The sequence below is a fragment of the Pseudoalteromonas sp. P1-26 genome, from assembly GCF_001401795.1.
Taxonomy (GTDB): domain Bacteria; phylum Pseudomonadota; class Gammaproteobacteria; order Enterobacterales; family Alteromonadaceae; genus Pseudoalteromonas.
On the sequence record NZ_LKDX01000001.1, the window covers coordinates 278,825 to 300,605 of the forward strand.

Sequence of the window (21,781 nt, forward strand, 5' to 3'; positions counted from 1 at the left end):
GTTTTTCTACAAGTATTGATTTACGACATCAACTAAAGTTTCAATGAGTGCCTCATCCATATATTGGAACTCATCGGGTATATCGAGTACCTGAATCGGCTTGTGCTGTAATAAACGGCTAAACTGCGCTTTAAGGCGTTGTTTATGCTTATGTTCCATCACAAAAATTATATCTGCCCAATTAATATCAGCGGTTGTTACCGTGTGCCTCGCTCGTGGGCTTGTGCCTGCAGAGCGGGCTTTAATGCCATTGTATTGGTTGAATACCTTTTCTGCCGTTGGGCTACGCCACTGGTTACGGCTACATAGATACCCAAGCCACCTCAAAATACAGAATTCAGCGTTTCACCGGTGTTTAATATCAAGGCGTTACTTTGCAAGAATGGCAGTCCCTTTTAAGAAGTAACAACGATGAGAGTAAGTGCCTGTGAAGCGCCCAAAGGGTTGGTTTAAAAGCGATTTATACTGCGTTATTGATCTTAACAATAGAACCACTATTACTTGCAATCAATGCCTTGCCTAAATCGCTTTTAATTCCAACTGAAACTCGCATCTTGAGATGGTTTGGGTATCAACAGTTTTCCATGTTGTTTGCTAACCTTTTCCTTTGTGAGTCTGGCTAAATTCAGGGCCCTTAAACGTACGAATCGGATTACCCCGTTGTAGCTCATTGTGTTGTTGCCACCGCGACTTTTGCTGCTGGCTTGCAGCCTGCTGAGCTTGCTCTGCCAGTTTTTGCATTAACAAAGCTCGGGCTAAACGCTTATTCGCATGCTGACTTCGTTCACTCTCTACGCGAACAGCAATTCCTGTCGCAACATGGGTAGCACGAACAGCCGAATCAGTAGTGTTTACATGTTGGCCTCCCGCGCCACTTGCGCGGCATTGCTGAAAGCGGATCTCGCAATCAAATTTTTGCTCTGCCATTTCAAATAGTTGACCGCCAAAGTACCAGTTTTTACGCTTATGCCTTGCTCTGAATGGGCTTTGACAAACCCACAACATCGAGCCATGCCATTGCTGAGCAAACTGTTTTAAAATTCGCGGCTCAGCACCGGTTAATTCAAGCAATACCGATTTGTAGCAGCCTGAAAGCTCAGCTTGCTCTACTGCGAGAGTATTCACCTTAATAGCTAACGCTTTAGCATCACACTCAAGGCGCTTAACTGCCATAGCCACCGCTTTACAGCACTCTAAAGGGCCCGCCCCTGACGATAATTGCACTAAGATCATCCGCACGCTCCTTGTGTTTTAAAGGTAAGCACAGGCTTTAATTTAGCAATTACAGTAACCAGCCCTGCATCAACTAGGTCATCAATAACTGTTTGGCAGTCTTTGTAAGCTTGTGGTGCTTCATCATAAAGCAGCGTTTTATCATTACAGATCACCCTGCTACCAAACGCAGTGCGATATAAATCTTCCTTTTTAAACTTGTGACTCAAACGGCCTTGGCATTCTCCACGCTTCCATTTGCGACCAGCGCCATGTGCAAGGGAGCGTAAGTTTACGTTTTGCTCCGCCGTTGGCTTAACTAAGTAACTGTAATCACCGCGAGAGCCCGGGATCATCACAGCCCCTTGATCGCTAGGTGTAGCGCCTTTTCGATGTAACCAGCCCGCTTGTCCTGCAATCTGTGATTGACTTACAAGGTTATGATTTACATCTAAAACCTGTTCGCCACCAGCGCGAATAGCTTGTAAAAAACGCCGTGCGATCAGTTCTCGGTTTAACTGAGCCCAACGCAGTGCTTCGTCATGTTTGGCCATATAATCTGTAAAGGCATCACTTACTACCTCAAGGCCATCATGGTTATGCTCTGCAATATGCTTAACTAAAATAGCTTGCCCTAACCCTCTAGAGCCAGAATGCACCAATAGCTGCAATTGTTTAGGTTGTAGGCCTAAAGCAAGCAAGGCTTGTTGATCAAACACCTCTTCAATCGCCTGAAATTCGGCGAAATGATTGCCACCACCTATGGTGCCAAGGGCGCTATCAAAACCAGTTTGTGTGATAGCCAGTTCATGTTTTCGCTCGCTAATCAATGTGTGCCAACTTTCATCTAGTGGCTGTTCAACATCGCTTAAGCGTTTTGCGAGCTTATCTACATTTAACTTGGCTAACTTAGTATTGGTTTGCCAAAGCGACATACCGCAGCCAATATCATTCCCCACTAAAGCGGGATAAATTCTACCTTCTGTAAAAAAGGCAGCCCCAATGGGGTAACCTCGACCTGGGTGTAAATCGGGCATACCCGCTACAGCGTGCATACCAGGTAATTCAGAAGTTTTAATTAATTGTTGTATTGCTAGCCCTTCAATCCACGACTCTTTAGACGCAATAAGGCTAACGTTATCAGTAAGTTTTTGGACGGACTTGCCCATAATACCAATTCCTTTCTCTGCAATAGAAAAATGCTAACGAAAAATGATTTGGCAGGTCTTTGATTAATTGATCAGGCTTAGCTTTGAAAAGCTAATAAAGAAATAGCTTCGAGCTAGGCAAGAAAACGACCTGCAAAGGAACAAGTTGTATAAGTCATATTGTTTACTCCTCTACAGTGTGTGAATGGTTAAAATCGCGGCGATTGTAAACACCTTAAAAAGTGAAAGCAACTAAAAAATAATCAATCGTTGTTATTTACGCCCTTTTTAAATGTTCATCACAACGTGAAAAATGTGCAATTAAGCGACTATGGGTTGTCATCTAGAGAAAATTTGAGCAATCTAAAAATGCCTTAAAAATAATAACAAGAGTGACTGCAAGGTTACTCAAAAAGGATGCCGCCATGCTCAAACACCGTATAGCTCGCTCACTCATCAGCTTACCACTGTTGATTGCTGCCCATGTCACTAGCGCAGCTGAACTACCACAAGCGATTGATGCCGCCTTTCAATCGGCGGTAAGTGCGAAAACGGTGCCGGGCATTACTGTCGCGGTAGCCGATAAATCAGGAATAATCGCAGCAAAGGGTTATGGTTTTGCCGATATCGAAAACCAAGTTTTAATGAGTCCCGAGCATAAGGTTCGCATTGGCAGTGTCTCTAAACTTATTGCCACTGCCGCTATGATGCGCCTTTACGACAAGGGGTTGATTAACTTAGACAAACCTGTAACCGACTATGTAACTAACTGGCCAGAGAAACACGCAACTTTAACACTCCGTCAGCTTGCGTCACATACCGCAGGGATCCGCCATTACAAAAAAGGCGCCAATGAGTTTTTACTCAACAAATGGTATGGCGATATTGATAGCGCTTTAGCCATGTTTAAAAATGATCCCCTACGGTTTGAGCCGGGCACCAAACAGCAGTATTCAACATTTGCTTGGACATTAGTTAGCGCTGCGATGGAAGGCGCTGATCCGAAACGCAACTTTCGACAAATTATCGAACAAGAAGTCTTCGCGCCACTCAAGTTAAACGACACATATTTTGATGAGCAGTTTACCCTGATCCCACATCGTGCAAGACCTTATAGCGTTGATCAGGGCCGTTTAATTAACTCACCGCAGACCGATCACAGCTATAAATGGGCAGGCGGTGGGTTTATTGCAACACCAAGTGATATCGTCAAGTTTGCAGTAGCTCACACGCTAGGCAATTATCTAAAAGCAAGCACCGTGGATGAAATGTTTACTCCTGCCACACTCAATAATGGTGAACAGGTCAATTTTGGTATTGGTTGGATGACAGGTTTCAAAAACTATCAGCAAAGAGAAAAATACCAACAAAATACTGAACTACAAGCATTGATGGCCGACATGCCACATGCTGTGATGCACTCTGGCTGTAGTATGGGTGGCATTACTATGACCATTATGTGTGTTGAACATCAACGCGCGGTGACTGTGGTTAAAAACGTTAATGGTGATAACAGCGCAGATGTATTCGCGCTTGCCCTACAAACCCTGAGCTATTATCACCAAGACCATTGATTTGTTTAAGGCAACTTAACTATAGCAGCCCTTGTAACCTCGTTTTTGTCTCTTTTAAGTAATCTGGGTAGGGATAAGAGTCATCGGCAACAGCGATTGCAGCCTCAATTTGAACTAATGCTTGGCGAACATTACCTTGCATTTCATAGCCATATGACAAAGCTGACAGTGCATACGCTGATTTAGGGTAGTTTTTGATATTGTACTTAAACACCTCAATAGCCCGCTCAAATTGCTGGTTATCCGTTAAGCTGTAACCCAGCATCCTAACAGCGCGGTCTGGTGGCGCTATTTGCTCGCCCCATTGCTGAGATAAACGTTGATAATAAGCATCAATTGATGAAACATCATCGCCCAATGCACTCAAAGGCATATGTTTAGATAAAAATAAGCCATGGTACGCATTAAATGCCCCAGCAGCTGAGGTTAGGTTATGCGAAACGCCTGCAAAGGCGTCGCTCTTAAAGCGCAAATTTTGCACTTTACTATTTTGCATCGTTTGCTGCATATCATCATATCTTTCGCGCATAATGCCGGCTTCTTCGCCGATATTCATATATACATAGCTGTTAATACTTTTGGCTTTAGTAACAAAGGCATTTAGACTCTTAGCAGGGGCGCCATAGTTCCACCATACCGCAGGGCTATAAGCAATGTGCGCTTGAAATAACTCAGGGTCAGCCTGCATAGCGTAAAGAGCAAATACACCCGCAGCTGAGGCTCCTGCGATAACTCTATAATCATGAGTACGATACTGTTTATTAACCAAAGGCATCAGTTCTTGCTCTACAAAAGCTAAAAACTTTGCTGCACCACCGCCTTCGCCAACAGGCCCTTGTGGTTCTTTGTTCACTGTCGGATAAAAATCTCTAAGTCGATTAGTGCTTTCAATTGCAACTACAATCACCTCTGGCGCTTGATCATTTTGTTGTAAGCGCTCAAGCACAGCATTAATCAATGGTAAATTACCGGCCCCATCTAAACGATAAATAACGGGATACCTTTTGTTGGGATGTGTTTGATAGCTTTTTGGCAATTGCACAACGACAGTGCGTTGCTCACTAAGATTACTTGATTCGATAGTATGCGTATGCTGGCTGTAATGTGTAACCGCATCATCTGCAGCTGGTTGAGCCATTACATGGCTAGTACAGAGTAAAAAACCACTAATACAGAGTAACTTAAATAGTCGCACGACTTATCCTTAAGAAATATTGGTAATTTTTTAAGCTAACAGAATTGCAGGTACAAACAAAGATAACTTATGTACATTTTCGTATAAAAGTACATATAAGTCATTCTTTTAGCTAAAGCGTATGGCGCAATATTTGCCCAGCGCTTTTACCCGTCATGCCATCCGGTGATTTAATGACTTGGCCATTAATAATGACGTATTGAATTCCTTCTGCGTACTGATGTGGTGCGCTAAACGTTGATTTATCAGCAACCGCCGCAGGGTCGAGTATAACAATATCAGCAGCATAGCCTTGTGCTATCACTCCTCGGTCAGTTAGGCCCATTCTTGCTGCAGGTAAACTGGTCATTTTACGTATTGCATCTGGTAACGAAATTACCCCTTGTTCACGCACATAATGACCTAGTACTCTGGGGAAGGTGCCGTACCCGCGTGGATGTGGGTTGCCTTGACCAAGCTCTGAACCACCCGCATCGGTGGCGATTGCAGTAATTGGGTAAGCCATGATGTACTTAACATCATCTTCATTAATAGCGTGGAAGATCCCCTGAGCACCGCCATTTGCTTGAATTTCCATGGCAAGTTCAGCGGCTTCGTCAATACTTTGCGCTCGCCCTTCACGTTTTAATACTTCAGCAAAGGTTAGCCCATCCCATGCAGGGTTTGCCGTATAATGCGCTATTTGCAGCCTTGCGGGGTCACCACCGCCTCTGTCTTCACGGATATTTTTGATCAAGCCTTGTTTTATTTTTTGCCTTAACTCTGGATCTTGTAGACGCTTTTCAACTTCAGCTTGGCCACCAGCCAATGACCATGCAGGAAATAATATAGCAAATCGCGTAGAAGAAGCCGTGTAAGGATACTGATCGAGGGTGACATCGAAACCCACTTTGCGAGCATCGCGAATCATCTGAATAGTGTGCTTACTCTCACCCCAATTTGGATGACCAATCAGCTTATGATGAGAGATATGCACAGGAATACCGGTCTCTTTTGCAATATCGAGCACTTCATTCATTGCCGTGACAATCTCTGCGCCTTCGTCCCGCATATGAGAGGCAAAAAATCCATGCTGAGCATGAGCGGTTTCGGCAAGCACCTTTACCTCAGCAAAGTTTGAGTACACACCAGGAACATATTTTAGCCCAGTCGATAAACCAAACGCCCCCTGTTGCATCGCTTTATCTACCAGTGCTTGCATTGCTTTTAACTCATCAGCAGTGGCAAGTCGTTGCTCTTCACCCATAACAGCTTTACGAACATCATTATGGCCAATTAATAAGGCTAAATTTGGCCCTAGAGGTGAACGCTCGGTTTGCGCAAAAAATTGCTTAAAGTCGACAGGAGAAAAACCACAGTTACCGCCCAAAATAGTGGTGATACCCTGCTGCACTAAGTTATCGAGCCGAGGCAGCTCTGCAATTGAACGCTCAGCATGGGAATGTAAATCGATAAAGCCCGGCGCTACAACCTTGCCATTGGCATCTATAACTTGTTGAGCTTTGTCAGCCGCCATATCACCAATTTTAGTGATCTTGCCGCTTTCAATACCAACATCTGCGCGAACCGCTTTGCCACCACGACCATCGAGCAACATCGCGTTTTTGATGATGAGATCAAAAGATTGCCCATAAGCAATCCCCGAGCTGAGTACTAATACGGTCAATCCTATAGAGGTTAAAACACTGCGCTTTTTCATTGTTATTATCCTTAGCCAGAGTGTTTAACCATCCTAATCAATTGCAATACAAATTGCATCAGTGAACAGTAATTAAGCAAATTACAGGCACAAAAAAGCCGGCTAATTAGCCGGCTCTTGATGCTTTAACTTACTCAACCGTAACCGATTTTGCTAGGTTTCGAGGTTGGTCTACGTCGGTGCCTTTAATAACCGCAACGTAGTATGAAAGTAGCTGCAATGGAATTGTATATACAACTGGAGCAATAACGTCATCTACATGGTTTACGTTGATTACACGCATTGTTTCGTCAGATTCAAACGCTGAGTCTTTGTCTGCGAATACATAGATAATACCGCCACGGGCACGTACTTCTTCTACGTTTGATTTAAGCTTTTCAAGTAGTTCGTTGTTTGGTGCTACAACAATGATAGGCATGTCAGCATCAATCAACGCAAGAGGGCCATGCTTAAGCTCACCCGCTGCGTATGCTTCTGCGTGAATGTACGAAATTTCTTTCAGCTTAAGCGCACCTTCCATCGCGATTGGGTATTGTGAACCACGACCTAAGAACAGTGAGTGGTGCTTATCAGCAAACTCTTCAGCTAAATCTTCAATCCCTTCTGCAAGCAATAATGCTTCTTCTAACTTGTTAGGAAGTGTTTTGATTGCATTCACAATCGCACTTTGATCTAAGCCTTTTTCTTGGGCAATAGATGCTGTTAGCATTAGTAAGCCAACAAGTTGTGTGGTGAAGGCTTTAGTTGATGCAACACCAATTTCAGCACCGGCTTTAGTCATAAAGGCTAAATCAGATTCACGTACTAACGATGAACCCGGCACGTTACAAATGGTCATTGACGCCATGTAACCTTGCTGTTTTGCAAGACGAAGTGCAGCAAGCGTATCGGCTGTTTCACCAGACTGTGAAATGGTCACAAGTAAGCTGTTTTCATGTACAAATGATTCGCGGTAACGGAACTCAGAGGCAATCTCAACGTTACAGCTTACGCCTGCAAACTGCTCAAGCCAGTAACGAGCAACCATGCCTGAGTGATATGATGTACCGCAGGCAATAATTTGTACGTGTTTTACATCTTTAAAGATTTGCTGAGCACTATCGCCGAAGGCATCAATCGCTACAGTATCATTAACTAGGCGGCCATCAAGGGTGTTACGTACAGCAAGTGGCTGCTCGTAAATTTCTTTCAGCATGTAGTGACGATATTCGCCTTTACCTGATGCATCTTGCGTAATGTTTGATTCAATCACTTCGCGCTCTACTGCGTCGCCGTTTGCATCAAAGATTTCAACACTGTCACGGGTAATACGTGCAACATCACCTTCTTCAAGGTAAATAAAACTGCGAGTAACAGGTAATAGAGCAAGTTGGTCAGAGGCAATAAAGTTCTCACCAAGACCTAAACCAATCACCAGTGGGCTACCAGAGCGCGCTACGATGATTTCGTTGTCGTTCGCTTTATCAAAAACAACTGTACCAAATGCGCCTTCAAACTGCTTAACAGCAGCTTGTACTGCTGCTAAAAGCGTATCGTGTTGTTGGCGAAGTTGGTGAATAAGGTGCACCATAACTTCAGTGTCTGTTTCTGATAAAAACTCATAACCGTCGCCTTTAAGTGCATCGCGTAGGCTGGCATGGTTTTCGATAATACCGTTATGAACAAGAGCAATTTCGCTATTCGAAACATGTGGGTGAGCATTCGCTTCAGTTACGCCACCATGAGTTGCCCAGCGCGTATGTGCGATACCTGTAGTGCCTTTTACAGCGGCTTCATTCAGTGCCGCTTCAAGGTTAGCAACCTTACCTACTGCTTTTACAGTGTTAAGCTCAGTACCTTTAAGTAAAGCCACACCTGCCGAGTCATAGCCACGGTATTCAAGGCGCTTTAGGCCTTCAACAAGAATTTTATTTACTGGGCGTTCTGCAACAGCCCCTACGATTCCACACATAATCTCTCCTTTTGCACATGCCAAAGTGTTTTACTTTGGGCGAGATGTGTTGTCATAAACGATGCGTAATAAGATGTTGTCGGTCTTATTACGGGTTATTCAATTTCTGCACAGATCAGCTGTACACCACATGCTGTTATCGCCTCGCGCTTGTCTGCGCTTAGGTTGTTGTCTGTGATAACGGTGGTAACACGCTGCCAAGGCAGTTCTAAATTCGGTATTCTTCGGCCAATTTTTTCTGACTCTACCAGCACCACTACCTCACGGGCTGCTTCAGCCATCACTTGGCTAAGCCCCACTAATTCATTGAAGGTTGTAGTACCTCTATCAATATCAATGCCATCGGCACCAATAAAGAGTTGGTCAAAGTCGTAAGAGCGTAGAACATTCTCTGCAACTTGGCCCTGAAACGATTCTGAATGTGGATCCCAAGTTCCGCCGGTCATCAAAAGTGTTGGTTCATTTTCTAATGAAAGCAGTCGGTTAGCGACATTAATAGCATTTGTCATCACCACTAAACCGCGTTTACTAGCAAGCTCAGGGATCATCGCCGCTGTAGTGCGACCGCTATCAATGATGATGCGGTTATGATCTTTAATAAGCTTTGCAGCCGCTTGGGCGATTGCCATTTTGCGAAGCGAGTCGCTTTTCTCGTTGCTATTTGCAACGATTTCTTGTGGCAGTGCAATGGCACCACCGTAACGGCGTAGCAACAAGCCACTTTTTTCAAGGGCTGTCAGATCTTTACGTATCGTCACTTCAGATGTTTGAAACTGCTCTGCTAACGCTTCAACAGCAACTTCACCAAGTTCATTCACTTGGCTTAAGATTGTATGGCGACGTTGTTGAGTGTTTCGTTTTGTCATAAAGTGAACCACATAAGTTTCGTTTCGAAAGTTTTGAGATTTTAAACGAAACAATATAAATGGCAAGTGAATGATCATTAACCTACACAGCTTTAATTTTGATCTTCATCACCAACACGCTAAGCTATTGGCAAATATAACCATGAACATGCCCCATGAAAGAGTTTAATAGCCTCGATAAGTCCTTACTCGAACAACGAAAAAATACCCATGAAATTTGCCGTTTATTTGCCAAAAGCCCAAGTAAAGGCAATTTAAAACGTCTAAGAGGCATGTTTGCTCACTGTGGCGAGCAGGTTGTTATAGAAGCGGGTTTTCATTGTGATTACGGTAGTGGTATTAAAATAGGTGATCGAACCTTCATAAATATTAACTGTACTGTGCTCGATGCGCCGTTATCTGATGTGCAAATTACGATAGGTGATGACTGCTTAATAGGCCCTAATGTACAAATACTCGCGGTATCGCATGCAGTAAACCCAACCGAGCGTTTAGCAAAAGCTAATTTTGCAGCGCCGATTAGCATTGGCAACAATGTATGGATTGGTGCAGGCGCTATTATACTTGCGGGTATTAAAGTTGCTGATAATGCCGTGATTGGCGCAGGGGCAATAGTTACCAAAGATGTCGCGGCAAATACCCTAGTAGCAGGTAACCCTGCGGTGAAGGTCAAAGACCTTTAAGCCTATATTTACGCGCTAAAGCACGTCCTACCGTAGGTTGTCATTTATGGCGACAAAGAATACATACTAACGCGCTAAAGCACGTCCTACGTAGATCGTCATTTATGGCGACACAAAGAATACATATTAACGCGCTAAAGCACGTCCTACGTAGATCGTCATTTATGGCGACACAAAGAATACATGCTTACGCGCTATAGCACGTCTTACCGTAGGTCGTCATTTATGGTGACAAAGAATACATATTAACGCGCTAAAGCACGTCTTACCGTAGGTCGTCATTTATGGCGACAACCAATCACAAAAAAACAGAATTCCAATATGGATAACTACCTAAATTATCAACTAGCTTTTTTCGTAAAGGATTTGCTGCTATGTATCTGGCTACTGCTATTCTACTTTCATCTTTACGTAGTGCATGATCATAGTAAGCAGGTTGCCACACTGTTTGCGAAAAACTGCGTCTCTTATTTATCTCTCTTGCAGAAAGACCTTTTAGATGACCAACTGTTTTACCCAAGCTACTATCACTAAGCCTTAATAAACCATGAAAATGATCGGGCATAAGAACCCAAGTTAACCAACAACATTGATGTATTAATTCATTTATTTCAATACACCTACAAAATACTTTTGCTAAGTTATGATCACTGAACAGTGCTTTTCTGTTATGGCAGTTGAACGTTATGAAATATTCACCTGATTGAATTGAAACTCGTCCTTTCTTTAAATGGCTCCAGCTCATGAAAAATCCTTTTTCATAAAATTGTAGAACATTAAATATAGTAGATTAACGCACTAAAGCACGTCCTACGTAGATTGTCATTTATGGTGGCAAAGAATACACACTAACGCGCTAAAGCACGTCCTACCGTAGGTCGTCATTTATGGCGACAAAAAATACATACTAACGCGCTAAAGCACTCCTTGCCGAAGATCGCCATGTATGGCAATAACACTCCAAACAGGTATTTAGCGAGTAAAAAAAGCCCAGCTGTATTGCTGGGCTTATAGTTGGGAGTTAGTTAACTGTTATTCATATCGTAAGATAAGTGATGGTCTGGTGCTTGCGGCCTTAAAGGCTAAACTTGCAACAGTAACCCAAGTAATGGCAGCCACCGCGACGGCAGCAACTAAATATACCCATACAGCTTGTTCAATACGGTCATTAAAGTTTGCTAACCAATCACCAACTAACAAGTAAGTCACTGGATACGCAATAGCAATACTCACGCCCACCAGCAATAAGAACTCTTTAGCAATGATATTTACGATACTGATGCGTGATGCACCTAGCACTTTTCGAACGGCCACTTCTTTTTGACGACGCACTGTTGCAAACGAAGCCAAACCAAAGGTACCTAAACAAGTTAAGAGCACAGCAAGACCGGTAAAGATTAAAACCACATTCGAAATTCGCTCATCACCTTTTAACAGAGTTTTGTAGTTGTCTGCGAGTAAGTTAATTTTTGGCTCATAGATATTGGCTGAGCTTGCTAATACTTCAGCGATCTGAGCTTTAATGTAAGGCAAGTTTTGCTGATCAATCGTTAAAATTAGTTCTGATACTGGTGATAAAAAGTTAAAGCCACATAAGAACATAATATTTGAGTTGGCATCTTTAGCATTACCTACCTTTACATCCTCAACCACACCCACAACACGCATATCTACGCCGCGACCTGAGTCTTTAATTACCTTACCAATAATGTCACTCATGTTAGTGTAACCCGCTTGCCTTGCGACAGACTCAGTCACGATGGTGCCCGTACTTGTTACTCCATTTTCACGGCTTGCCCAATCACCAGCAAATTCACGGCTAAAGTCACGACCAGCAACCAGTTTTAACCCTAGCGTTTTTACAACATCGTAGCTTGCACCTACAACAGGCGTTAAGCTGCCAGATGCTTCACCATTTGGCCACGTTGGCATAAGTGTATTATTGATTGAAACAGTTAAACGGGTATCAATAACTGTTGTTTGCTGTACGCCTTGAATTGCACTAATACGGTTAACTAAGGCATTTTTTTCTTTTGTGAATACTTCGCCTACAGGTAGCTCTGAAATAACCAATCTTTGTGTTGTTTCATAGCCTAAAGGTAAGCTTTGTAAGTAAGTTAATTGCTTTAACAAAGTAATAGAGGCAATGATTAAACCTATTGCTAGTGAAGCCTGTAAGGTTAGTAAGCTCTTACGAACCCATATTGCTGTATTACCACGCTGTAAGTCTCCACTTAAAACGCGTTTTGCACTGAATGACGAAATAAAGAATGCAGGATAAAGCCCAGCTAATATACCCACAGCAATTGCGACCACAATAATTGCAATGCCAAATTCAGAGGCATAATTCACGACCAATTCGCGGTCTACTAGTTGGTTAAAGTTTGGTAAAAATAGTTCCACTAAAGCACATGCAATCACCATTGAAAGCATTGATACCAATACAGATTCAGATAAAAACTGCGTTACTAACTGGCCTTTACTTGCGCCAAGCGCTTTACGCACACCCACTTCTTTTGCACGTTTAGTCGATTGAGCGACGGTCATATTGATAAAGTTAAAACCTGCAATAAGAATCAGTAACACACTTAAACCAACACAGATCATCACCACTTGTTTAGCACCACCCGCTTTCATCTCAAACGGTGATTTAGCCGTTAGGTGCAAATCAAGTAATGGATGCAGCTCTAAACTAACTTGCTCCAACATAGAACCGCTAAAAAAGCGTTCTGTTAAGGTTTTAGCTAATGCATCTGTATCGGTGCCCTCTGCTACACGCATATAAACATAACTACTGTTGATATCTATTTCGCTTGGATCATGCTTAACATAAACAAGGTTTTTAAAGGCAAAGTGAGTGTTGTCTGTTAAGTCTGCAAACACGGCACGCACTGTGTACTGTCCTTGTTCATGCGTAAGTGTTTCACCAATCACATCGGTGCGACCAAAAATGCGCAGTGCTTCTGATTCACTTAAAGCTAGGCTGTCTGGTGTACTCATTGCTGTTGTTAAGTCACCCGCAATCGTCTTCATAGCAATAAAGTTTTCAATATTTGCTGTAGCACCATATAAGGCATTTAACTTATAGCCTTGGTTGCGGTAACTCACATCAACCATGGCTTCACGAGTCAACTCGACCATAGTTAATCCGAACACTTCTTCAACTTGGCTGTAATCTTCGGCCTGCTTTGACTGCACATAATTAAAAATAGGCACCACAGCTAAACCAAGTTTTGAGAAGTCTTGTCCAACGCGATAAACACGCTCAGCATGTGGCTGTTGGCTATCGTACGAAAGCTCATTTTTTGCAAACAAAGCAACTAGAATTGCCGCAGCTAAGCCCACACTTAAACCCAGAACATTTAAAATAAAGTGCTGTTTTTGGTTTTTAAACGCACGCAGCGCGGTGATCAGATAACTTAAAATCATGTTATGCCACCTCTGCTGTTTGTTGAACACGGTTAGCTTTATCTACCATCACTTGGCCATCAAGTAAGCGCACTAAACGGTCAGCATAATTGCCTTCTTTTTCTGAGTGAGTAACCACAATTACCGTGGTACCTTCACGATTTAGCTCACGTAGCATCGCCATGACTTCATCACCATTTTTTGAATCAAGGTTACCCGTAGGCTCATCCGCTAAAATTAGTTTTGGATTAATCACCAGAGCTCTGGCTACTGCTACACGTTGCTGCTGACCACCCGATAGCTGCTGTGGTAAGTGATCTGCTCTATGGTCGATTGCAACACGTTTTAAAATTTCTTCTACTCGCTGTTTACGTTCACTTTTTGAGATATTTTGATACTGTAATGGCAGCTCAACGTTTTCAAATACTGTTAATTCATCAATTAAGTTAAAGCTTTGGAAAACAAAACCAATCGACGCTTTTCTAAGTGCCGCTAATTGCTTTTCACCAAACCCTGCGATGTCTTCACCTAAAAATTCAAAACTGCCTGCCGATGGCGAATCCAACATACCTAAAATAGAGAGTAATGTTGATTTACCACAGCCAGATGGCCCCATAATGGCAAGAAACTCGCCTTCGTTTACATGTAAGTTAATGTTATTAAGCGCTGTTGTTTCAACATCTTGAGTACGGAACACGCGTGATAAGTTAGTTAATTTAATCATTGTTTTTATCCTTAAAATTGTAGTTGTTGTGCTTTATCAAAGTTGCTGTAGCTAGAGGTGATCACGCGATCTCCGGCGCTTAGGCCACTTAACACTTCATAATAGTTTTGATTCTTTTTGCCAAGACGAATGTCTTTTCGTACTGCACGATTGCCATCTTTTTCCATGACATAAACCCAGTTACCCCCTGAGCTGGTAAAAAATGCGCCGCGTTCAAGTAATAAAGCAGTGCCTTTGCTATCACCTAGCATCAGCTGTACATCTAGGCTTTGCCCACGCTTTATGTTGCTCGTGCCATTAGGTAAATCGACTTCAACCTGAAACTGTGATTGCTGAACACGGCTATCAATTTTGCTAACTGTTGCCGCAATTTCGCCTTGCTCGTGTTCAATAAGCACTTGCATACCTGTTTGAACTTGGCTCAGGTAAAACTCGTCTAGTCTCACAACTAGCTTGTATTCATTAGGAATATCAATCTGCCCTAGGCGAGCACCACGGCCTTTTGATTCACCAATTTCAACATCAAGTTCACTTAAATAACCATCGGCAGGTGCTGTTACGAGTAAGTTTTCAAGGTTCTTACGCGCAAACTGTAGGTTTTTCTCTAGCATGTCGGCACTGTCTTTTAACTGAGCTACCTGAACTTCACGAATGCTGTTTTCTTGCTTTTGACGCTCAAGGGTTAGTTCTTTACGCGCTTTGTAATACGCTAAGTCTTCTTGAATTTCAGATAATTGTTCTTGTGCTAACACACCCGTTTTAACTAGCGGCTGAGTTTGTTTTAAGCGACGCGATAAATGTGTGATTTTAAGATCGATTTCAAGCAAATCTCGGCGTAAGTTTAAACGGCTGGTTTCCATATTCATTTGCGTGTTGCGTAAAAAGTTAAGTTGCTCAGTCACTTGTGCTTCACGGCTCATTACATCAAGCTGCAAATTGGTATTGCTTAAACGCACAAGTGGTTGACCTTTTTTAACAAACTCACCTTGCTCAACAAGTCGCTCTTCGACTTGGCCTCCGGCAATGGTGTCGAGGTAAATTGTAGTGCGAGGCATAACCTGACCACGAAGACTTAAAGCATCAACAAATTCACCTTGTTGTACTGTGCTAATCGTTAAGCTTGTAGCAGTTACTTGCTGGCTACGACCTGTTTGCTCAGTTTGTGTGAAACCATAAGCTGCAGCCGCAACAGCTAAGCATGCAGCTGCAATGACTGATTTCTTAAAAAATGCTTTGTTATTTGAGCGTGTAATTTTCTTATCCATGTTGACGCCTTTAAGTTATCTAGGTGCTAATTACCTATAGATAAAACAACTCTTGTGCCAACTTTTATTTTTATTAAATTACAACAACTTACATAAAAACCAATAAAGATGCATATAATCAAGTGTCCGCTTATAGAACACTTCAAAAGCTATATATCGTCCATAAATGGACACTCTTACTATTTTCAATTAGTCTTAGTGTTCCCATAAAGGAATAATAATAAATAGCTATGAAACAAGCAGGATCAATTCTTATCGTCGATGATAACCCCGACGTACTTATCGCCGCACGATTACTTTTAAAGCAGCATTATCAGGTTGTAAAAACCACAGATAACCCCTTTGATATCGAAGGTATTATTAACGCACAGCATGAGGCGGATCAGGCTATAGATGTTGTGTTACTCGATATGAACTTCACGCAAGACTCAATTAGTGGCAAAGAAGGATTCTACTGGCTAAAAAAAATCATGGGCCAAGACGCTAACATTGCGGTACTGCTTATGACGGCCTACAGCGATATTAAGCTAGCGGTCGAAGCAATTAAAGCCGGTGCCTCTGACTTTATTGCCAAGCCTTGGCAAAATGAGCAATTACTCGGTGCTGTAGCGGCGGCATTTTCACACGCTAAAGACAAACAGCAAGTTGGTAAGCTCACAAAACAAAAGCAGGCCTTGCAGCAGTCAATCGGCAATCAACCATTTGAGTTTTTAGGCCAAAGTGATGCCATGCAGCAGGTTTTTTCGGTGATCGACAAAGCAGCCAACACCGATGCCAACATATTGATTAGTGGCGAAAGTGGCACAGGTAAAGAACTCACTGCCCATGCAATCCACAATGCAAGCCAGCGCCAAAGCCAACCCTTCATAAGCCTAGACATGGGCTCACTAGCCGAAAGCCTGTTTGAAAGCGAACTATTTGGCCATAAAAAAGGGGCGTTTACCGGCGCGAAAGAAGATCGCATTGGCCGATTTGAGCTGGCCCATGGTGGTAGTTTATTTTTAGACGAGCTAGGTAATTTACCGCTTAACCAACAAGTTAAACTGCTCGCAGCACTACAAAACAGGCAAATAACACCGGTTGGTGGTTCAAAAGTCATCGATATTGATATTCGTTTGATTTGTGCAACCAATGAAAACCTCGAACAAGCAGTTTCTGAAGGCAAGTTTAGGCAAGACTTACTGTACCGTGTTAATACCGTAGAGATCCGTTTGCCAGCTCTGCGTGAGCGCAGTGAAGACATTCCATTACTATGTAACTACTACTTGCAGCACTTTGCACATAAATACAAACGTGAGCTCTCGATTACGGCATCTGATATGACACGTTTAAGTCAGTATCATTGGCCAGGCAATGTCCGTGAACTTGCGCATGCAATTGAGCGAGCAGTCATCCTCTCAGAAAGCTCAGAGCTCGATATAAGCTCAGTGATAAGCTCACCAAGTGCTGCTGTTAGTACAAGTGAGCTCTCTTCAAGCGCCACTGACTACGACACTTTTGATCTCGAAATCATCGAGCAAAGAACCGTTCGTGCAGCTTTAAAGCATTTTCAAGGGAACGTGAGTCACGCAGCTAAAGCACTCGGCCTAACACGCGGAGCCATGTATCGTCGTTTAGAAAAATACGGACTTTAATCGATGCGAAACTTTATTATCTTAGCCAGTCTATTAGCTGCATTAATAGGTTTATCAATTACTTTGTTTTGGCAAGTAGAGCAAAACGGGTTTTCTGCAATTTCGGCACTTTTAGGAATTTTAAATTTGGTATGTGCCGCGCAAATTTTTAATTTATTTAAACGCCAAACAAGGCGTGCGGATATGGTGTTTCGCGCTTTAGCGAATGGAGACAGCACATTAGGCTTTGGCGACCAACACCCTATGCAGCAGCAATTTGAGCAGGTTAAACAACAAATTCAGGCTGCACGTTTTAATGCAGAGCAACAAGCCCAGTTCTTACAAGCACTATTAATTCATATCGATTTAGCGGTATTAGTATGTGATGAACAAGGCAATATTATTGAAAACAATCCGGCGGTCAGCCGCTTGCTTGGGCAGGCTGTAAAGCACATCGATGATCTAGGTGTAATAGCCAACCTAGTCCAAGACGCAAAACAAAATAGCCGTAATACCGTGCCATGGCAAAATGGTGAGCAGCACGATACGCTATCTGTGCAAATCAGCATAGCCGAAATACAAGGTAAAGTTCGTAAAGTGATCAGTTTGCAATCGATTCATGATCAGCTGCAATTAAAAGAGCAACAAGCTTATAAGCGCCTCACCAAAGTACTAACCCATGAAATTGCTAATTCGATTACGCCACTCTCTTCTTTAGCACAAACTTGTACGGCGCTGCTGCCAAATGAGCTTAGTTTTGATGATCAGGAAGATAAACAAGACTTGCAACTCGCCCTAACAACACTCGCATCACGAACCGAGCATTTAGGGGAATTTATAGCGCAATTTAAAAAGGTTAGTAGCTTACCCGCCCCACACTTACAGCCACATATTCTGGCAGATCTTGCCAAGCAAGTTGTCGCTCTGCACTCTCAACAAGCTAAGCAGCTTAATATTACGTTGAATTTGTCGGTGCAAAGCCAACAGTTAGTAATGATAGATAGAGGCCAAGTTGAACAAGTAATAATAAACCTGCTTACAAATGCCCTTGATGTCCTTAAGCAGCTAAACAATCCAGAGTCAGCAAAGTACATTGAGGTAAGCATTGCACAAAATGCTAATCAGCAACTGTATTTAGAGGTCAGTGACAATGGTACAGGTATCAGCGATCATGTGATTGAGATGATTTTTGTGCCATTTTTTACTACCAAGCAACAAGGCTCAGGAATAGGCTTAAGTTTATCGCGCCAGATCATGCTCAATCATGGCGGCGATCTGGTTTATATCAAACGCCAGCAAGGAGCCTGCTTTCGCTGCGTGTTCGGTTAGCTTACATAGTTAGCACACTTACTTACAATTTGCTAAGGCGCTGTTTGGTATCATGTACCCATTAACGTTTAATGGACTAACCAATATGCGATACCTCGCCTTAGCACTCTTTTCATCACTTGCCTTCATTCCTGCTACAAGCTTTGCTGGTATTTATGACAGCCCTAATATGAACCTGTTTGTTAAATCAGAGCATAATAGTACTGATTCAATCACCTCAGCCGGCATCGAAGTCATGGCTATAAATAACTACAGCAATTTCGGCGCAGCATTTACAACGGCACTAGGCTCAGCAGAAGTATTTACTAAAAAAGGTGATCGGGAGACATTTCTCACCTTAGATAGCGGCATCAAATTTGGTTATTTCAGTGACTTTTTTTTCTATGGCGAAGTGGGCTTAGATTTAATTGAGCTTGCTGTATACGACGACCGAGATGACCACGACTACAGCGACCGCTATGATGACGATCACAATAATATTGATGGCTATGTTGGTGTGGGCATGGGCGTGGACTCAAAGCCATTCAGAATAGAGATCTATGCCAGGGCCCGAGAAATAGACAGCCGCTATTGGGAAGCACAAAACCATGGTTATGCTGGGTTACAAGTTAGTATTTCGTTTTAATTTCAATTGGGTGAGTAAGTTAGCGAGCTGTTAATCTAATGGTCATTTTTAGCTCACCCTATGTTAAGCTTAGGCGCTTTAGTTTACCCGCACCTAAGTTAACGGAGTATTTTAATACGTGTTTTTAAATCGATTTTTAGGCCTTGTTGTTGTTTCTTTTATTGTAACAGGCTGTCAGACTGCCCCTGAGTCACTTCCCGAAAAGAAGCCCATCATCAAAGCCAATCCAGGCACTGTGGTTGCAGAAGCTAAAACAAAACAAGTAGACGCGGTGACACCGCTCAAACCAAGTGAACTTGATGACGTATGGCAGCGTATTCGCATTCAACTGCAGTTTAGCGATTCAAGTCACCCAGATGTGCAAAAGCGCATTGCTTGGTACCTTACTCATCCTAATTACATGGAAGAAATAAGCCGCCGCGCAGCGCCGTATTTATATCATATCGTTACAGAAGTAGAAAACCGTGACTTACCAATAGAACTCGCTCTAATGCCGCTTATAGAGAGCGATTTTGATGCCAGTGCCTATTCGCACAAACATGCATCGGGTTTATGGCAACTCACTCCCTCAATCGCCAAATACTTCAAAGTAAAAATTACCCCTTGGTATGATGGTCGCCAAGATGTGATCGACAGCACCCGCGCAGCTTTGGATTTTATGGAATACCTTTATAAACGCTTTGATGGCGATTGGTATCACGCTATTGCTGCCTACAATATTGGTGAAGGGCGTGTATTACAGGCAATTGCTCGTAATAAAAAACAAGGTAAGTCGACGGACTTCTTTAGCTTAAAGCTACCATCGCAAACCAAACAATACGTGCCTAAGTTACTAGCCGCAGCACAATTATTAAAGCACCAAAAAATGATATTCCCTGCGATTAAGAATGAGCAGGCTATTGCGACCTTACCAGTAACTGGTGCAGTGATCTTGGCAGACAAAGCGAAATGGCAAGAGCTAGAAGAGCTGAACCATGGCGTTATCCGATACCCAGCGGTGATTGATGCGCCACACATTGTAGTCCCAAAAGATCAGCAAGCAAGTTATCAAACTCTATTAGCTAATCAAAAGAGCAATGATTATAGCCAATGGCAACATTACACAGTTAAACGCGGTGATAGCTTAAGTGTGATTGCAAAGAACTATAAAGTAACAGTTAGCCAACTGAAAACCTTCAATAACCTAAAAACAAACACCATTCGTATTGGTCAAAAACTGATATTACCGCAATTGGCTGATCAACAAATCGAGTATAAGGTGAAATCTGGCGACAGCCTTTGGAAGATTGCAAAGCAATACAAAGTCAGTATCACTAAACTCAAACAATGGAATAACCTTTCAAGAGATAGCTTAAGAGTGGGTGAAAAGCTCACCGTATTTATCTCAAATAGTTAATACCAAATCAGGGAGTTTTACTCCCTGTCTCTTTTATCTATCCAATTAAAGTTGTATCTTTATTAGTCTATAAAAACAACAATTAAAAATTATGGATAATCAGCAACAGGACGCAAGCTGTTCAACCGTTAAAACAGAGCAAAACTCTAACGTTGAAGAGCAAACAAAGACCACCCAGCAAAACACTCAACCAGCCAGCAACCAGCGCAAGGCATGGTTTACCAACGAGCGGCTAAACCTATTTCTCGCACTCTGTGCCATTATAATTTCAGCAGCCTCCTTTTATGCCACATACTTGCAAGCCAACGCCGCAGAACGACAAGTAAAAGCCGCAACCTGGCCATGGCTCGAAGTGATGACGGGGAATTTCAATGAAGAAAAAAATTCTGAAGAAATTACTTTTTACATTAAAAACTCAGGATCAGGCCCAGCCATTATTAAATACGTTAAATTCTTCCACGATGAAAAGTCGTATACAGAGATATTTAAAGTAATAAAAGACTGCTGCTTTGATATCTATGCTTACCAAGAGCAATTAAATAAGTTGCAAAATGAATCACCAGAGATCAATTTTTTTGAAAAATTTGGTTGGTTGTATACCGGCGTTAGTAATAACCGATTATTAGCCTCAGGCGCTGAACTTAATCTCTTTGGTTTTAAGAAAACAGGCTTCAATGCAACTCAGTGGGACAAGGTAAATGACCAACGCTTTAATATCAAAACCGAGATCTGCTACTGCTCGTTGCTAGAACAATGCTACCTAAGCGATGGCCGCGGCGATGTGAGAGAAATACAACAGTGTGAGTGACAACGAGCTATCAGCTTTCAGCCGTCAGCGATCAGCCGATATGTGGAGGTTCTAGGCTCTAGGCTCTAGGCTCTAGGTTCTAGGCTCTAGGCTCTAGGCTCTAGGCTCTAGGCAAAGTGTACTTGTAGGAATGGCTTTAGCCATGAATGTGTTTGTAAAGGTCTGAATTCGGCACTGAAGTGCCTCCTACGCGGACTCTTGCTGAGGGTGACACAGTACTAAATAAACCCACCGCTCAACTGACGTCTGAGATACGCATCACGTAGGAATGGCTTTAGCCATGAA

18 protein-coding genes are annotated in these 21,781 nt (G+C 42.7%); 7 read left to right on the forward strand and 11 right to left on the reverse strand.

All coding sequences use genetic code 11. From position 1 onward, the window contains the following. Positions 1-6: 6 nt before the first annotated feature. The 3 genes from AN394_RS01235 to AN394_RS01245 form a co-directional block, all read right to left on the reverse strand. Complete coding sequence (locus AN394_RS01235; RefSeq protein WP_055020622.1) at positions 7-327, reverse strand: low molecular weight protein tyrosine phosphatase family protein; 321 nt, start codon at positions 325-327, stop codon at positions 7-9. Positions 328-594: 267 nt separating this feature from the next. Next, positions 595-1,233: a peptide chain release factor H gene (gene prfH / locus AN394_RS01240; RefSeq protein ID WP_055020623.1), complete on the reverse strand. Its 639-nt coding sequence runs from the start codon at positions 1,231-1,233 to the stop codon at positions 595-597. Continuing rightward, the gene (locus AN394_RS01245; protein ID WP_055020624.1) at positions 1,230-2,381 is read right to left on the reverse strand and encodes an RNA ligase RtcB family protein; all 1,152 of its coding nucleotides are present in this window, start codon (positions 2,379-2,381) and stop codon (positions 1,230-1,232) included. The genes prfH and AN394_RS01245 overlap by 4 nt, the downstream gene beginning before the upstream one ends. 404 nt (positions 2,382-2,785) lie before the next feature. Between AN394_RS01245 and AN394_RS01250 the strand changes: the two genes are divergently transcribed. After that, positions 2,786-3,934: a serine hydrolase gene (locus AN394_RS01250; RefSeq protein WP_055020625.1), complete on the forward strand. Its 1,149-nt coding sequence runs from the start codon at positions 2,786-2,788 to the stop codon at positions 3,932-3,934. A 19-nt stretch (positions 3,935-3,953) separates the two neighbouring features. Here the strand turns inward: AN394_RS01250 and AN394_RS01255 are convergent, their stop codons facing one another. From AN394_RS01255 to AN394_RS01270, 4 genes are all read right to left on the reverse strand, one after another. Further along, positions 3,954-5,072 (reverse strand): alpha/beta hydrolase, encoded by a 1,119-nt coding sequence (locus AN394_RS01255; protein WP_152968910.1) that lies wholly within the window; start codon positions 5,070-5,072, stop codon positions 3,954-3,956. Positions 5,073-5,241: 169 nt separating this feature from the next. Then, positions 5,242-6,828, reverse strand: coding sequence for an amidohydrolase family protein (locus AN394_RS01260; RefSeq protein WP_055020627.1), 1,587 nt, complete (start codon positions 6,826-6,828; stop codon positions 5,242-5,244). Between the two features lie 130 nt (positions 6,829-6,958). Next, the gene (glmS, locus tag AN394_RS01265) at positions 6,959-8,779 is read right to left on the reverse strand and encodes a glutamine--fructose-6-phosphate transaminase (isomerizing) (RefSeq protein ID WP_055020628.1); all 1,821 of its coding nucleotides are present in this window, start codon (positions 8,777-8,779) and stop codon (positions 6,959-6,961) included. 95 nt (positions 8,780-8,874) lie between these two features. Further along, positions 8,875-9,645, reverse strand: coding sequence for a DeoR/GlpR family DNA-binding transcription regulator (locus AN394_RS01270; RefSeq protein ID WP_054552250.1), 771 nt, complete (start codon positions 9,643-9,645; stop codon positions 8,875-8,877). A 155-nt stretch (positions 9,646-9,800) separates the two neighbouring features. Here AN394_RS01270 and AN394_RS01275 point away from each other — a divergent pair, with 155 nt between their 5' ends. Next, positions 9,801-10,328, forward strand: coding sequence for a sugar O-acetyltransferase (locus AN394_RS01275; protein ID WP_054563024.1), 528 nt, complete (start codon positions 9,801-9,803; stop codon positions 10,326-10,328). Between the two features lie 298 nt (positions 10,329-10,626). Here the strand turns inward: AN394_RS01275 and AN394_RS21575 are convergent, their stop codons facing one another. The 4 genes from AN394_RS21575 to AN394_RS01295 form a co-directional block, all read right to left on the reverse strand. Beyond that, on the reverse strand, positions 10,627-11,073 hold the full coding sequence (locus tag AN394_RS21575) for an REP-associated tyrosine transposase (RefSeq protein ID WP_082401671.1): 447 nt from the start codon (positions 11,071-11,073) through the stop codon (positions 10,627-10,629). Between the two features lie 287 nt (positions 11,074-11,360). Beyond that, positions 11,361-13,757, reverse strand: a complete 2,397-nt coding sequence (locus AN394_RS01285; RefSeq protein ID WP_055020629.1) for an ABC transporter permease — start codon at positions 13,755-13,757, stop codon at positions 11,361-11,363. A 1-nt stretch (position 13,758) separates the two neighbouring features. After that, positions 13,759-14,460, reverse strand: a complete 702-nt coding sequence (locus AN394_RS01290) for an ABC transporter ATP-binding protein (RefSeq protein WP_054552246.1) — start codon at positions 14,458-14,460, stop codon at positions 13,759-13,761. Between the two features lie 11 nt (positions 14,461-14,471). Then, positions 14,472-15,725: an efflux RND transporter periplasmic adaptor subunit gene (locus tag AN394_RS01295; protein ID WP_054552245.1), complete on the reverse strand. Its 1,254-nt coding sequence runs from the start codon at positions 15,723-15,725 to the stop codon at positions 14,472-14,474. 230 nt (positions 15,726-15,955) lie between these two features. On the opposite strand from AN394_RS01295, the gene AN394_RS01300 reads away from it, so the two are divergent. From AN394_RS01300 to AN394_RS01320, 5 genes are all read left to right on the forward strand, one after another. Then, positions 15,956-17,359: a sigma-54 dependent transcriptional regulator gene (locus AN394_RS01300; RefSeq protein ID WP_055020630.1), complete on the forward strand. Its 1,404-nt coding sequence runs from the start codon at positions 15,956-15,958 to the stop codon at positions 17,357-17,359. 3 nt (positions 17,360-17,362) lie between these two features. Next, positions 17,363-18,667 (forward strand): PAS domain-containing sensor histidine kinase, encoded by a 1,305-nt coding sequence (locus tag AN394_RS01305; RefSeq protein WP_055020631.1) that lies wholly within the window; start codon positions 17,363-17,365, stop codon positions 18,665-18,667. Positions 18,668-18,752: 85 nt separating this feature from the next. After that, positions 18,753-19,292, forward strand: coding sequence for a hypothetical protein (locus AN394_RS01310; protein WP_150114707.1), 540 nt, complete (start codon positions 18,753-18,755; stop codon positions 19,290-19,292). 118 nt (positions 19,293-19,410) lie between these two features. After that, positions 19,411-20,688: a LysM peptidoglycan-binding domain-containing protein gene (locus tag AN394_RS01315; protein ID WP_054563028.1), complete on the forward strand. Its 1,278-nt coding sequence runs from the start codon at positions 19,411-19,413 to the stop codon at positions 20,686-20,688. 91 nt (positions 20,689-20,779) lie between these two features. Beyond that, entirely contained in the window at positions 20,780-21,496 is a 717-nt protein-coding gene (locus AN394_RS01320) for a hypothetical protein (protein ID WP_054563029.1), read from the forward strand. The last annotated feature ends 285 nt before the right edge of the window (positions 21,497-21,781 follow it).